Raw genomic sequence first — 14893 nt, 5'->3', positions numbered from 1 at the left:
GGTGATGACGGGCGCCCCTGTCAGTCGAAGTCCGCGTAGGGAGTGAGAGGCCTTGGCGGCATATCGAGATCCCCTTGCCAGGGCTTGAAGGTGTAGCGCAGGAACAGGGTGACATGGCTGGGGGCATAGTCATCCGCCTGCTGGATGTCCACCCGGCCACCGATGCGCCAGTGCTCCGTCAGCCTGTGTTCCACCATGCCATTCAGGGTGTAGCCGAATCCACTGCTACTGCCCCCTTTCACAGGCGCATTCCTGTCTGGCAAACCGCTTGGCAACAGGCCTTCCAGCGGGTAGCGGCGACTGTCTTCGGTACGGGCGTAGGACCAGGATCCCGACCCGCCCAGCTCCCACGACCAGTCCGGGGTTCGCTGCCGGTAGCTGACCGGCACCGAGAGCGAGAAGTACCCCTGCGGGCTGTAATACCCCCCCTGCCCCAGGGTATAGCCCCCCAGATCCTGCTGGTAGTGCCACAGCATGGTGCTTAGCCCCACGCTGGCACGGCGATGGGTCTCGTTGACGAACTTGTAATAGCCCCCTCCCATGAGCCGGGTGCGCCAGTTGTCGGGCACGTTCTTGCCGGTCAGCAGGTGCTGCTGGGCGCTGCCCCAGAACCCGACGGCCCCTCCCAGATCCCGGCTGAGATCGAGGCGGATCCCGTTCGCCCGCCCCCCGCCCCAGCTGATGCCCGTGCCCGGATCCACCGTTCCGCCATAGGAGAGCAGCGAGCTGCTGACGGGCCGACGCGAGAGGGTCATCCCCCACCCCAGCGTGTGCCAGTCACCGGTCAAGGTGGCGCCACCAACCCAGTCCACCACCTCGAAACCGAGGGGCGTGGTCCCCAGATCGAACGCCCAGGCCCCCCGCTGCCAGCCTGCCGCCAGGGTGGTCCCCCGGCTCTGCTGGTGCGCGTCCCCGCGGCAGTCCCTGGCCGCACAGGTACCGAACTGCGCCCGGTAAGGGGAGTCCGGCAGATCTCCGGCATCCATGTCGACCAGTTCAAGGCGGCCGAAGGCGGTCCCACCGGCCAGCGGCGTATCCAGTTGCGCCATCTGGGTCAGCGCCCGCAAATCCGAGTAGCCCCCGGTACCGCTGGAGCCCCAGTAATCGCTGTCGAGGGAGAAGGTGGTCTGGCTCTGCCGGTAATGCCTGTCGAGATCGCTGCGCAGGCCGGATGCCAGCCACCCCTCCCCATCCTGACTGCGGGCCAGCCGGGTCAGCTCGCCCCCCTCCAGATCCTCGCGGGGGGCCAGACCTGCGGCTACCAGCCCCTTGCGATCCCGCTCCAGGGCCTCCTCCACATCATGCTCTGCAAAGCGCTGGCGGGCGGCATCGCGCCAGAACAGTGCCGCCTGCTGGGAGGCCGGTTGCAGCGCCACCAGGGGTTCGTAGTCGGTGAAGATGGCGCGGGCTGTCTCGCCCTCTCCCAGCGCCTGATAGAGATTGGCTACCCGGCGGTAGTAGCTGGCACCCTCCGGGGGCAGCGGGCTGACCGGCCAGGCGGGCAGCCAGTGACGGGCCTTTGCCAGATCGCCCCTGGCCTGGGCCAGTTCGGCCATGCCAAGCCTGGCCTCGGGCTGTTGCGGCGTGCGGGCAAGCACCTCCTGATAGCGCTGCTCCGCCAGTGCATAGGCCCCCCGATCCGTGGCCCACTCCGCTAGCATCAGGCTCGCCTCTTCATCCGGCTGCAACGGCTGAAGCAGGCGTTCGGCCCCCTCATCATCCCCGGCCTCGTGACGCGCCCTCGCCCTGGCGAGCACCTCGTCACGGGCGAGGCGCTGATCCAGCGCATCCATGTCCTGTGTCCAGCCGGACCTAGGGATGGCGGCCAGCACCCCTCTCGCCTCCACCATCTTGTCCTGCCCCGAGAGATAGAGGGCGGTGGCGTAGCGCAGGGTGGCATCCTGCGGGTGCGCCGCCAGCCGTTCCCGCAAGAGCCGCTCCCCGCTGCCGGCCTCCCCGAGGCGGGCCCGGGTATCGGCCACTCGATAGGCCAGCCACACCTCTTCCGGGGTCAGCGCAAGTGCCTGCTCGCGAAGGCGCAGCGCCGCCGCCACCTTGCCGGCCCGATCAAGCTGATCGGCCTCCTCCTGCAACAGCCCGGCCTTGAGCCGCCGCCCTTCGGCCTGCATCCCGGGGGTGCCCTGCTGCTCCAGCAGGGCCAGGGCACGTGCCGGATCCTGCTCCTTGTAGAGATCGAACAGGCGGGCCAGGGCCCGCTCCCGCGCGCTCCCCATGGCGAGCGCCTTGCGATAGGCGGACTCCGCGTCGGCATCGCGATGACGGCCACGCTCGCTGTCTCCGAGCCCCAGCCAGGCTTCGGGTTCACGCCCATCCTGGGCGATGGCACGGCGGTACAGGGTCGCCGCCTCATCCCACTGCTCCCGTTCCAGGGCGCTGCGCCCCTGGCTCACCAGCAGCCAGTAGCGGTTGGTGGCCAGCAGGCTGCGCCATTTGTCCTTGTCGGTCACCTCGGGGTGTGCCAGCACCCGTTCAAACTGGGCGATGGCCAGCGCTCGCTGATCGTTGCGGGAGTAGGCCTGCCCGAGGGCCCCTATGAGTTCGGGATCCCCCGGGTTGGCAGCCAGGGCACGCTGCAAGCGGGAGATGGAGGCACCACCTCCCGCCGTGCTTGCGAGCGCCGACTGGCGTGCGCGATAGGCAGGCGAGGCCCACTTCTCCTCCTGGGTAGCGAGCAGCTGTTCCGCCTTGGTGGTATCCCCTTCGCCAAAGAGCACCATGTACTCCTGCAAGGCAGCGATGCTCCCGGGACCGATGGGCAGGGATTCGATGTCCGCGAGCCAGATCTCGGCGGCCTCGTCCCGCTGATAGGGATCTCGCGCCATCTCGCGCAACAGGTTCTGCGCCCCCTGGCGCCGACCCTCCGCCAGATAGAGGCGAGCCAGCCCGCCCCGCACTCTGGGCTCACCCGGATATTGCCGGTTGAGTGCCTCCAGGGCCGCCAGCCCCTTCGCTTTCATGGCCGGGATCCGTGTCTGCAACAGGGCATAATCCACCGCCACGTCGAGATTGGGGGGCAAGTCACCTGAGAACAGGGAGCGATAGAGACGCTCGGCCTCCTCCAGCCTGCCGGCGCTGGTCAGCAGCCTGGCTTGTTGCAGTTGCTGGCGCCTGGCCGGTTCGTTCAGGGCCAGGTTGGCCATGCCCTGACGATAGAGCGCAGAGTCGGGGTCTTGCTTGCCAAGGCGGGCCAGCAGTGCCCCGGCCTCCTTGACCTTGCCCTGGCGCAGGGCCTGACGGGCCTGGGCTGCCAGCAGCTCCGGATGATCGGGCTCCACCAGGGAGAGGGAATAGAGGCTGTTGCTGACGAGATCTTCCCGCCCACGAGCCTCGCCAATCCTGACCTGCTCCAGCAGCCAGGCCACCGGCTGTACCGTCCCTTGCGCCAGGGCTCCGCTCATCAGGCAGGCGAGCAGGCACCCCAGGGTCACTTTGCCTGACATGACTCGCTCCAATCCGGCTGCAGGGTACCGTCGGCGGCAAAGCGATAACGCCCCTGATCCCAGCCTGCGCCGAACAGGGTCAGCACGCTGCCGTAGTAGGCATCCGCATCCAGCCCGTGATCGGAGACCTGCTTGCGCAAGGTGACCTGCGCTGGCAAGCCCCGTGACAGGGGCAGGAGGGCGGCGGCAAAGCCGCTCGGCCCCTTGCCCTGAACCTGTCCACTTTGGCTGGAGACCCGCTCGGGAAGATGACCCGATTCGGTCAGCTGCGCCAGCATGGGGGCAAAGTGGGCCACCAGGGAAGCCCTGGCGGGATCCTCCTCGCTCAACATGCCGAGCCAGAGATAGACGCGGATGGCGTCATAGCCACCGGTGTCGCCCTTGTCCGCCGTCACCTGCCATCCCTTGTCGGCCTGCCAGTCCACCCAGTCCGGGGCAAAGCCACGGGGCGCACTCTCCTGCAGCAGCTTGGGCAAGAGGGCCCGCATCTCGCCCCAGGGCCCCTTGAAGGAGGCGAATCTGGCCAGCAGTTGTGGAGGCAGATAGCTGGGCTTGAGGGTCCAGCGTCCCTCTCCCTCATAGCCTTTCGCCCCGGGCAGCAACACGGGGCCGAGACCCGGCAGCGTGGCGACCTCCTCCCGGGCGATGCGGCGCAGCAACAGGGTGCCGAGGGCCGAGTAGCTGTGGTTGTCCCACAGGCGACCCGCCTCCAGCAGGCTGTAGGCTATCCAGAGATCCGAATCGGACGCGCTGTTCGCATCCAGCACACCCCAGTTGCCGTCCTGCTGCCTGCCCCAGAGCCAGGATGGCAGGAAGCCGGTCAGATCCCCGCGGGCGAGCTGCCGCTCCGTCCAGTCGAGCAGGCGGGCAAAGGTCTCCCTGTCATCGTTGACCAGGGCGAAGAAGAGGGCATAGCTCTGGCCTTCCGAGGTGGTGATGCGGCGCCCGTCGGCAGGGTCGATGACCCTGCCCTCTTCGCTGATGTAGTGCTGGCGAAAGTGATCCCACTCCGGCCAGTGGCAGACGGCCTGCGCCGGGAGGGAACAAAGGGCCCAGAGGAGCAGGGCACCACAGACATTTTTCATCTGAGTCATCTCTTAATCTTCCTTCAGACGGCGGCGGCTGGCACTGGCAAGCAGCACCCGCAGGCCCCAGCCCAGTACCAGCATGCAGAGCAGGGTCAGCCCTGCAAGACGCACCGGATAACGGGCAAACAGTTGCCAGAGACGCTCCCACCACGGCAGGTAGCCCACCTCGTAGCGATCCCCCACCACCAGGCTCTTCACCCCGGATTCTCGGATGATGGCCACCGAGCCTGCCACCTGATCGCGCAGGGTCCGGGTCTGCAGGACATCATTGAGCAATGTGACCCCCGCCGGTCCATCCGCCAGCAGTGCGACCAGGCTGCGCTGATCATGGGTCGGCGATTGCAGCCCCAGGATGACGGCGATGGCCCGGTTGCCCGTCATGCCCACCCGGGCCTGGGGCTGGCGATCGGCCATGGTGTGCAGCAGATCCCCCTTGTGCTGGCGGGTTGGCTCGTTGACCCAGCTGCGCGTGGATTGCAGCAGGGCGTCGGGAGCCAGATCCCCTCGAAACTCCTCCGGCAGGGTGCCGATGAGCAGGGTATCCCGATCCGCGGTGCGCGCCCGCTCCCAGTCGTCCAGAACCTGAAGGGAGAGCGCCGGATACCCGGTCTCGGCCCCGATGGCACCGATGGCATCGAGCAAGGTGGTGATCTGCCCGGGATGGGGTCTGGCCGGCATGACAATCTGGGTGTCGGCGAGATCCGCCATCCGGCTGAACGGGAAGCCGGCATAGGCGAACGCCTTGAGGTCGGGCATCTCGATGAAGTGGCGATAGCCGGTGAAGTCGATGGTGGAGCCCTCGTCGATGCGCACCTGATGGGCAGGCGGCATCACCAGATCGCAACGGCCATCCTCCGTTCCTCCCATATATTGCTGGGCATACTCGAACGAGAAGCTCAGGCTGTTGGCCTGGGTGGTCTTGAGCCCGGGCATGCGCAGCGCCATGGTGTCGCCGTCGTCGGCAAACCAGAGCGGCAGGGTCAGCAACCGCTCACTCTTGACCTCGCCGGGCTCGAGCGTGAACGACTTCATGAGCTGGCCGTTGACCCCCACATCCAGCCGGGAACCGTCGCGCAGAGTGGGCGAGGTGTGGTGATACTTCAGCTCCGTCCTGATGCCGTTCTCCCCCAGCAGATAGAGATCCGGCGGCAGGCGCAGCGTCAGGCTCATGGGCCACAGCGTGCGCCCCGTTGCCTGCAATTGGCCCGGGTACTCCGTGAGCTCGTCAAAGCGCATCTTGCGATCCAGTCGCACCCAGTTCGGGGCGTCGTAGGGTTGACGCGGGGAGAGCGGCTTCACCTCGTCCACCATGACGCTCTGGCCACGCAGCATGACATCGCCTCGCGCCAGCCCCTGCACCGCCGTCAGCAGATCCTGCTGATCCCGCCCCAGGATCAGCAGCAGCTTCACATAGGGATTGTCGGGGGAGCTGATCATGTCGATGGTGGGCCCCTTCACCTCGGGATAGTCCACCAGGAAATCGGGGCGCGCGTCATTGGTGGCAAAGATCACGGCGTTGCGATCCGGCAACTGGTTGATGAGCACCGGGAAATGCTGGCCCCGCCACTGGGCCTTGGTGCCGAACCAGGAGGCCAGCACCGCCGCCGCCTGCTGCTGCTCCGGGGGCACTGAGCCCGTGAACACCATGGGCAGAGTCAGCTTGCCATTGTCCCGCACATCGAGGAACGGCATGGGGAAGAAGGAGAGCTCGTTGCGCACCGGCAGGGTCTGCAACTGCAGGGTCAGCTTGCTGTCCCGGTTGACGTTGAGCCAGAGGGTATCGCTCGCCGGGTTCTCGCACACTTTCTGATAGTGGCCGACGAAGCTCACCTTGAGGCGGTTGAAATCCTTGGCATAGCGGGGATCCAGCTCGATGCTGGCATGGGTCATCGTCCCCATCTGATCCTGGTTGAGAGCCGCCACCCCCATCAGCTCGTCATTGAGATAGACCTTGACCTGGGAGATGAGCGGCAGCAGGGAGGGCGATGGCGTGAAGTTCAGGTCCAGGGTGGCCCGGGTCACCACCTCGTCCCGCCGCACGGTGAAGTCGGCCAGTCCGTCTGGCGCATTGCCGCGCAGGGAGAGGGTGCCTGGCGATGACGCCATCTGTTCGAAGCTCATTCCCTGGGTGCGCACCGGAGCGGGAACGGGCGGCAGGGGGCCGACGGCCTCGGCGGCGGTCGCACCCTGCGCCATCAGCAGGAGAGGAATAAGGTAGCGTTGTGGTTTCATCATCCTTTCACTGTCTGTGAGGTCGGAGTCCCGGCCCGGAAATCTGGGGAGACGCGACGGGGAACGAAGGAGAGGAGCCAGCGAGCCAGCTTCTCGAGGAGGATACAAACAAAGCCGATGGGTGAGGTACGGGCCAGACGCCAGTAAGCCCCCCAGCCGAGCAGGGTAATGTCGATCAGGCTGTGGAGGGGGCGATCCTTGCCCAGACGCTGCTGCCACAGGGACCAGGTATCGGCCCGGGCGAAGGTGCACTGGATGAACTCGACATGCTGTGCCTGCGCCATGGGCTCCAGCTCCAGCCCCAGCTTGCAGCCGAACACCCGCTGCACCTTGGCGGCGAACGCCTGCTCCCGCTGGTCATGGCGCAGCAGCAACCAGACCCTCTCCTTGTCGGCCAGGGGCAGGGGCGCCTCGAGCAGCACCCCGACCCCCCCGTTGGAGTAATCCCTGACGGTACAGGGGTAGAGGTGACCGTTCGCCAGCCTGATGACCGCCGGCATCACCATCTCCACCCTGGGGTTGGCACGGACCTGCCGCGACTCGAAGGCCACCGCCAGGGCGCCGCCCAGTATGGTCATGTTGTAGAGGGTCCAGATCATGCTGAGGATCAGGGTCGGCACCTCGTCGGCAGGGCCGGTGCCGATGCGCCAGAGGCCGAACCCCAGCCCGCACAGATTGAGCAGGATCAGCAGCAGATAGGGGCGGGAGACAGACAGATCGAGGAACACCTCCTCCGTCATCCCCCCCTTGGCAGTCACGTTGAACGTCCCCTTGTGAGGTGCAAAGAGCGCCACCGTGGTCGGCCTGGCGATGTACCAGGCCAGCACCGTCTCATAGACCTCGCCCCAGAAGGAGTGGCGCACCTTGCCCTGCAACCGGGAGTTGGTCAGGGCGCTGTGGAAGATGTGCGGCAACATGTAGAGGGCGATGGCCGCCGCCGGGGCATAGATGATGTAGGCGTGCAGGATCAGGAAGGCGAGCGGCGCCGTCAGGAAGATGAGCCTCGGTATGCCCGAGAGAAAGTGCAGCATGGCATTGAAGTAGCACAGCCGCTGCCCCAGCTTGAGCCCCTTGCCGAAGAGGGGGTTGTCCAGACGCAGGATCTGCACCATGCCGCGCGCCCACCGGATGCGCTGACCGATGTGGGCAGAGAGGCTTTCGGTGGCCAGCCCCGCCGCCAGCGGGATCCGGATATAGGCCGAGGTGTAGCCGAGGCGGTGCAGCCGCAGGGAGGTGTGGGCATCCTCGGTGACCGTCTCCACCGCGATGCCGCCGATCTCGTCAAGGGCGGTGCGCTTGATGACGGCGCAGGAACCGCAGAAGAAGCTGGCGTCCCACATATCGTTGCCATCCTGCACCAGGCCGTAGAAGAGGGCCCCCTCGTTCGGCATCTTGCGAAACCGTTGCAGGTTGTGTTCGAACGGATCGGCGGAGAAGAAGTGGTGGGGGGTCTGGACCACGCCCAGACGGGGATCCCGGTAGAACCAGCCCACCGTCATCTGCAGGAAGGAGCGGGTCGGCAGGTGGTCACAGTCGAAGATGGCGACCAGATCCCCGGTGGCCATCTTGAGGGCGTGATTGATGTTGCCCGCCTTGTCGTGCTCATGGGTCGACCGGGCCACATAGCGGATCCCGGCCTCCTCGGCGAAGTCGCGAAACGCCGCCCGCCCCCCGTCGTCAAGCAGCCAGATGGTCAGCTTGTCGGCGGGCCAGTCGAGCCCCATGGCGGCGTAGACAGTCCCCTTCACGATGGCGAGATCCTCGTTGTAGGTGGGGATCATCAGATCCACGCTGGGCCACTGGGCCGGATCCGCCGGCAGTTGTGCCGGGGGGCGGTGCAGGGGCCATGCGGTCTGCCAGTAGCCGAGCAGCAGCACCAGCCAGGCATAGGTCTCGGCGGCCAGCAGCAGCAGGCCGCAGGTCAGGCTGACGGGGTCGAACCAGTCGAGGGTCGAGGTGTAGCGCCACCAGATGTAGCGGCAGGAGATGGTGAGGGAGAGCACCATCATCATCAGCATGGGATAACGGCCCGGCACGGCCCGCAGGATGAAGGCCATGGCCGCCAGCAGGAGGACGAACACCAGCTGCGCCTGCAGGGTGAACGGCTGGGTGACGCAGAGCAGGGAGAGGCTCCCGGCCACCACGCAGAGCAGCACGCTCTTCCAGCGTGCCTCGCGGGGCGTGGCCCTGGCGGCGGCCAGCCCTTTCTCCTCCTGGCGGGCCAGGAAGGCCCCGAGAGTCTGGGTGCCCCGGTGCCAGAGCCGCTGCCAGGAGGCAGGCCAGCGCAGAGGGATGGGCTGTGGGCGACGCACTATCATCCAGAGGCTCTGCAACAGAACGCGCAGGGGATCCCCCACCCGGGGGTGCGTCAGCTGGGGATAGAGCCCCCGGGCATGGCCCAGCACCCATTGCCAGCCATGACGCTCGAGGGGGAAGAGAGCCCAGGCCAGCAGCCAGCCCAGGGTCAATGCGGCCGCCCCCGGGCGGGAAGCCCCCCGCTCACGCAGTGCGCGATAGCGCTGCGAGCACCAGAGGCCCGCAGCCGGCGTCAGCAGCCGCACTCTCATCGGGGGGCCTCCCCCTCTGCCAGACACCAGGTCGCCAGGGCGGCCAGCTCGTGGGCAACCAGACTGGTGGGCGCATAGCGGCCGACCGGCAGCTTGGCGGCCATGGCCTCCGCCATGGCTTCGTCCCTGTGCAGATGAAGATTGAGCAGAGGGAGCCCCCCTGCCAGCCAGAGATCCAGCAACCCCTGCTGCAGGGCCCGCTGGCTGGAGAACTGGGTCACCAGCAGACGCTCATCGTCCGCCCAGGAGTGGCGGTGAAGCCGCACATGGCAGTTGGCATCCGCATTGACCACCAGCAAGCGCCTGCAGGGGATGACGGGGGCCATGCCCCGGGGCAGATCCAGCAGCACCAGATCATAGCCATCGATCCCCGCCAGCCACTCGGCCGACGCCCCCTCCCCCCCGCCATGGGAGAGCAGATCCAGTCCCTCCTCCCGACGGTGAAGCGCTCCTCGCCACTCCCGCGCCGGCTGGGTCAGCCGGCTCCAGCCTCCTGGATCGTCATGGGGCAGGCCAAGGTGGATGCCAAGCTGGTTGTCCGGGCAGAGATCCACCGCCAGCACCCTTGCCCCCTGCTCATGGGCAGCCTGGGCAAGCCCCGCCACGATGGCGGTGGTCCCCACACCTCCCCGGATCCCCTGCAGGGCGATCACCTTCATGCAGACCTCCCCTCGCCAGTCCCCTCGGGCCCTTTCACCGCCACCTCCGCCAGCAGGGGGAAGCGTGCGCACAAGGCGGCGAGCCGCTCCCTGGCGGCAATATCCTGGTAGGAGAGGCTGACACCAAAGGCCTGCTGGACCATGGCCACGTCATTGATTACCGTGCCCTCCACCGGGACGCCGAAGGGGGTCTGCATGTCTGATTGCCGTTCGCTGCGCATCGTCACCTCCGGTCTCATTGGGGATAGGGGACCCAGTCCCCCTGCCCCAGCTTGATGTGGTACTTGCCCTGATATTCGATCACCACCGAGCCCTGGTTCTCGGACACCGACGGGGTCTGCGGCAGGTCGCCCAGCAGGGCATCCCAATCGATGGTCTCGCTCCCGAACACATCCTTCCCCACCAGCCTGGAGACCAGTTCTGATACCGCCAGGAAGCTGCTGGGGGTGTCCACGCTGCGGGTCGCCTCGTGGGGCGCCTTGGTACCGAGCAGGGCAACCCCCACCGGCACCTGGGTGATGCTCGGGCTGGGAATGTCCCGCAGCCCGGCCATCTGCATCTTGTCGCCGGTGAGAGCGGCGCCGTGCTCAGGCACCATCACCACGGCCACCTTGCGGCCGGATTGCTCCAACGTCGTCATGAAGTCGTCCAGCTGATCCAGCAGGGTCTTGAGCCTCGCCTTGTAGGGCGCTATCTGGCGGCTCGCCACATAGCGGTTGCCATCGTGCAGGGCGATGAGGTTGAAGAAGGTGACGTTGCGTGCCGCCTGACTCTGTGTCCGCTCGTTCAGCCAGCGGCCGAACAGGGCATCCCCGCGATAGATGGGCTCGCCATCGAAGGAGGCGAGGTCATGGGCCAGCCCCTTCTTGTCCATGGGGGTCACATCCAGCCCGGCATACTGCTGCAGGCCGGTCAGGTAGTTGCCAAAATCCCCCGAGTGATCCATGGCCACCTGTTTGGCAAAGCCGAGCTGGGCCAGGTTCTCGAACAGCAGACACTGCTTCGGCGCCGTCACATAGAGCCCCTGGTGGCTGGTCTGCCCGCAACTGGCCCGCAGCAGGCGAATGGAGCTCGGGCCGCTGTAGGAGGTGGCGGAGTTGAAGCGGTTGAAGCGAATGTCGAAGTGGGACCAGACCGGGTGCCCGGTCAGGCCGCTCGCCTCCACGTCACGCCAGGCCAGGGAGCAGACATTGATGATGAGCACATCGAAGGGGGTCGCCTGGGCTGGCAGGCTCTCCGGGAAGTGCACCAGCCTCTCCTGCTCCTCCCGATAGAAGTCATCGAGATAGGCGTTGAGGTTCTCGTTGGTCGGCGGGGCACTCTGGTCAAGCTGCTCCTCCATGGGCAGCACTGAGGGGCGGGTCTCCTCCCGGGGCGTGTTCAGGGCGTGCTCGCTCGCCCCCTTGCTGCTCGCGAAGGGATTGCTCACCTGGGGCGAGACCCAGAGCCAGAGCAGCGCCAGCAGGATCCAGGGGGTGAAGCGCAACCACTGGGCGATGAACAGATAGAGCGTCAGCAGCACGAACCCCGCGCCGACCATCTCCCAATTGATGAAACGCCCGAGCAGCTCAGCCCAGTAATCCAGGGTGAAGGAGAAGACCTGGCTACCCTGGGCACGAATGCTCTCTATCCCCGGCAACCAGGTATCGTGATAGAAGATCCCCGCCCCCACCGGCAACGCCAGCCAGTGCCGCGCACGGCGCCACCCGGCCCTTGGCAGGGGAAAGATCAGGAAGGCGGCAAACACCAGGTTGATCAGGGGATGGAAGTTGAGATATCCCCCCCAGAGCAGGGCGAACTTGGCAAGAAAATAGACATTCCAGCCACCCAGGCCGTGCCAGTCCAGCCAGGGGGAATCGGCATCAGAAACATGTCGGGTCATCGGCGATGAGTCACCTGTTATCGTGGGCCCCCCGAAGGGGCCGGGCACACTGCAATGGTTGTCAAAAGAATAGCCTGACTATTATGCAACTATTTCTTTTGTCTCAGGCGGCGCCGAACCTGGCTCCCCCGGATGGGTGGGAGGGGAATGAGAGGGGCCGTATGCATCCATATATTATCCAAACGATGCCGATAAGGCAGCCTTCTCTGACAAAATGGGGGGAACGTGCAGACGGGATGCAGGATCCTGGCAAGGGCCCCGCATTCACCACTGCGACAGACTTTGTCAGCCCTGTCGCCATCTCGAACAACTTGAGGCCACCTCTGGATTGCGCCATCATATCGGCCCGGCTGATGGCCGGCCGAATTGGACAGTCAACTTCAAGGACCCCCCATGTTTGAACACGTCGATGCCTATGCTGGCGACCCCATACTGACGCTAGTCGAAACCTTCCACAAAGATACCCGCGAGCAGAAGGTCAACCTGGGGATCGGCCTCTATTACGACGAGCAGGGCCGCATTCCGCTGCTGCCGTCGGTGCAGCAGGCCGAAGCGCAGCGCGCCGCCGCCCCGGCCCCGCGCCCCTACCAGCCGATGGAAGGCGCCGCCAACTACCGTACCGCGGTGCAGCACCTGCTGTTCGGTGCCGACCACGAAGCGGTCAAGGCGGGTCGCATCGCCACCATCCAGACCATCGGCGGCTCCGGCGCGCTGAAGATCGGCGCCGATCTGCTCAAGCGCTACTTCCCGACCTCCGAGGTGTGGGTCAGCAATCCCACCTGGGACAACCACAAGGCGATGTTCGAAGGGGCCGGCATCAAGGTGCACGACTACCCCTATTACGATGCGGCCACCGGCGGCGTGCAGTTCGACGCCATGATCGACTGCCTGAGCAGCCTGCCAGCGAAAAGCATCGTGCTGCTGCACCCCTGCTGCCACAACCCGACCGGGGTGGATCTCTCCCGTGCCCAGTGGGACCAGGTGATCGCCCTGGTGGTCGAGAAGAACCTGATCCCCTTCATGGACATCGCCTATCAGGGCTTCGGTGACGGGCTGGAAGAGGATGCCTACGCCATTCGTGCCATGGTGGCCGCCGGCGTCAGCTTCTTCGTCAGCAACTCCTTCTCCAAGAACCTCTCCTTCTACGGCGAGCGCTGCGGCGGCCTGTCGGTCATCTGCCAGGATGCCGAAGAGGCGGGCCGGGTGTTGGGCCAGATGAAGGCCACCGTGCGCCGCAACTACTCCAGCCCCCCCACCCACGGCGGTCAGATCACTGCGGCGGTAATGAGCCAGCCCGAACTGCACGCCATGTGGGTCGGTGAGGTGACCGAGATGCGCACCCGCATCAAGGCCATGCGCCAGAAGCTGTTCGAGGTGCTGAGTGCCAAGGTGCCGGGCCGCGATTTTGGCTACTTCATCAACCAACGCGGCATGTTCAGCTACACCGGCTTCACGCCGGAGCAGGTGGACCGCCTTCGGGAAGAGTTCGCCGTCTATCTGGTGCGCTCCGGTCGCATGTGCGTGGCGGGCCTCAACAGCCGCAACGTCGACTACGTGGCCGACGCCATGGCCGCCGTGCTCAAGGGCTAAGCCCGCAAGCCCCGCTCAGGCGGGGCTTTTCGTTTGTCCCCTTGCCCGTGGAACCGTGATGGATCTCATTGCCCTCTCCCGCCTCGGCGGTCGCCACCTGGTGACCCTGCATCTGCTGCTCGACACCCGCAGCGTGACCCGCAGCGCCGAGCGCCTCTGCACCACCCCCTCCACCGTCAGCAAGACCCTCAACCAGTTGCGCGAACTGCTGGGGGATCAACTGCTCTACCGCCAGGGCAACCAGTTGCTGCTGACCCCGTTTGCCGAGCGCCTCGGCCCGACGCTGCGCCGCCTGCTGGGGGAGCTCAACGGCCTCACCAGCCAGGAAGGATTTGCCCCTGCCAACTGGCAGGGGGAGCTGAACCTGGCGATGCGGGAGAGCAGCATGATCTGGCCCATGGGAGCCGTACTGGGTCAGTTGATGCAGGAGGTGCCGGGGCTGATGCCCGTCGTGCGTAACAAGGACGAGCAGGGACTGGCTGCTCTGGCGGCGGGCAAGCTCGACTTCGTGATCCTGCCCCACGATCAGAGCCAGCCCGGGGTCAATCAGCCCGGCCTCGTCTGGGAAACCTTGCGGGAGGACGAGCTGGTCTGCCTGATGCGCGCGGATCATCCGGCGTTGACGCGCCCCTGGGATCTCGATGCCTACCTGAGCTGGCGCCATATCGCCATTCGCGATCAGGAGCTGGCCGACCCCTTCTTCGAGCAGAGTCTGGCCCAGCGCCAGGTACGGCGCAGACTGGGGGTCACCCTGCCGGATTTTGGCAGCGCCGCCGCCCTGCTGCGCCAGAGCGATCTCATTCTCACGGCCGTGAAGGGCTGGGCTACCCGGGCTTGTACCCAGGGGCTGGTGAGCCGCCCCGTTCCCTTCGATTACGGCGCCGTGACCCACAGCCTGGTGTGGTATGGCCCCCTGGGGGAAGATCCCGCCCTGCGCTGGTTCCGTCAGCGCATCCTGCAACTGGCCCGGGAGCTGGACGCCCCACAATGATGCCTGGCCGCAGGAATCAGGGCTTCTTGGTGTAGATGGGGCCTGGGAAAGAGGTGACGTTGTTGCCCAGCTCGGTGATGCGGGCGGCCCCCTGCTTGCGCACCTGATCGACCCGCAGCACGTGGTGCATGGGAATAAGGGTGCGGGTGACGTCGGCAAATTCGCTCTTCAGCTTCTCGTGGCTGGGGTCGACGATGAGCGCCGTGTGGTTGTCCCACACGAAGTGGGCGATCTCGATGAAGCCGAACAGCTGGCCCTGATTCACCTCTCTTACATAGACTTCGTAACGCTCGCTGTGACAAATGAACTGCACTCGATAAAGGGCGTTGGATTCACTCATGGGTATCTGTTGGTGATGGACGGTTTGCCCATTCTAGCCGTCCCCTCGGACAGCCCCTATAGACAGAGTTCACAGTTGCGTCA

Annotated in this window: 10 protein-coding genes; 2 read left to right on the top strand and 8 right to left on the bottom strand. The window is 66.0% G+C overall.

Annotated elements, in window-relative coordinates:
- Positions 1–20: 20 nt before the first annotated feature.
- From bcsC to bcsG, 7 genes are read right to left on the bottom strand one after another with little or no spacing between them, the layout of a single operon-like run.
- Complete coding sequence (bcsC, locus tag I6L48_RS07250) at positions 21–3461, bottom strand: cellulose synthase complex outer membrane protein BcsC (RefSeq protein WP_216987899.1); 3441 nt, start codon at positions 3459–3461, stop codon at positions 21–23.
- Positions 3446–4555 (bottom strand): cellulose synthase complex periplasmic endoglucanase BcsZ, encoded by a 1110-nt coding sequence (gene bcsZ, locus I6L48_RS07245; RefSeq protein ID WP_254203234.1) that lies wholly within the window; start codon positions 4553–4555, stop codon positions 3446–3448. Before bcsZ ends, bcsC begins: the two co-directional genes overlap by 16 nt.
- Before the next feature lie 3 nt (positions 4556–4558).
- Positions 4559–6781 carry a cellulose biosynthesis cyclic di-GMP-binding regulatory protein BcsB gene (gene bcsB, locus I6L48_RS07240; protein ID WP_235680088.1) on the bottom strand — a complete coding sequence of 741 codons (2223 nt, stop codon included), beginning with the start codon at positions 6779–6781 and terminating at the stop codon, positions 4559–4561.
- Positions 6781–9348, bottom strand: a complete 2568-nt coding sequence (gene bcsA / locus I6L48_RS07235; RefSeq protein ID WP_216987898.1) for a UDP-forming cellulose synthase catalytic subunit — start codon at positions 9346–9348, stop codon at positions 6781–6783. Before bcsA ends, bcsB begins: the two co-directional genes overlap by 1 nt.
- Positions 9345–10007: a cellulose biosynthesis protein BcsQ gene (gene bcsQ, locus I6L48_RS07230; RefSeq protein WP_113069629.1), complete on the bottom strand. Its 663-nt coding sequence runs from the start codon at positions 10005–10007 to the stop codon at positions 9345–9347. Before bcsQ ends, bcsA begins: the two co-directional genes overlap by 4 nt.
- Positions 10004–10228, bottom strand: coding sequence for a cellulose biosynthesis protein BcsR (gene bcsR / locus I6L48_RS07225; protein WP_010672842.1), 225 nt, complete (start codon positions 10226–10228; stop codon positions 10004–10006). Before bcsR ends, bcsQ begins: the two co-directional genes overlap by 4 nt.
- A 14-nt stretch (positions 10229–10242) precedes the next feature.
- On the bottom strand, positions 10243–11889 hold the full coding sequence (gene bcsG, locus I6L48_RS07220) for a cellulose biosynthesis protein BcsG (RefSeq protein ID WP_216987897.1): 1647 nt from the start codon (positions 11887–11889) through the stop codon (positions 10243–10245).
- Positions 11890–12282: 393 nt separating this feature from the next.
- Here bcsG and I6L48_RS07215 point away from each other — a divergent pair, with 393 nt between their 5' ends.
- Together I6L48_RS07215 and I6L48_RS07210 are read left to right on the top strand one after the other, a co-directional pair.
- Positions 12283–13479, top strand: a complete 1197-nt coding sequence (locus tag I6L48_RS07215; protein WP_113069628.1) for an amino acid aminotransferase — start codon at positions 12283–12285, stop codon at positions 13477–13479.
- Positions 13480–13537: 58 nt separating this feature from the next.
- The gene (locus I6L48_RS07210) at positions 13538–14470 is read left to right on the top strand and encodes a LysR family transcriptional regulator (RefSeq protein ID WP_113069627.1); all 933 of its coding nucleotides are present in this window, start codon (positions 13538–13540) and stop codon (positions 14468–14470) included.
- Positions 14471–14486: 16 nt separating this feature from the next.
- Here I6L48_RS07210 and I6L48_RS07205 read toward each other — a convergent pair whose 3' ends face one another.
- Entirely contained in the window at positions 14487–14810 is a 324-nt protein-coding gene (locus tag I6L48_RS07205; protein ID WP_010672837.1) for a DUF1820 family protein, read from the bottom strand.
- Positions 14811–14893: the final 83 nt, after the last annotated feature.

It is taken from the genome of Aeromonas sp. FDAARGOS 1418, assembly GCF_019048585.1.
In the GTDB taxonomy this organism is placed as follows: domain Bacteria; phylum Pseudomonadota; class Gammaproteobacteria; order Enterobacterales; family Aeromonadaceae; genus Aeromonas; species Aeromonas caviae.
Note: the sequence above shows the minus strand (reverse complement) of the source record. Positions and strands in the feature narration are given on the sequence as shown.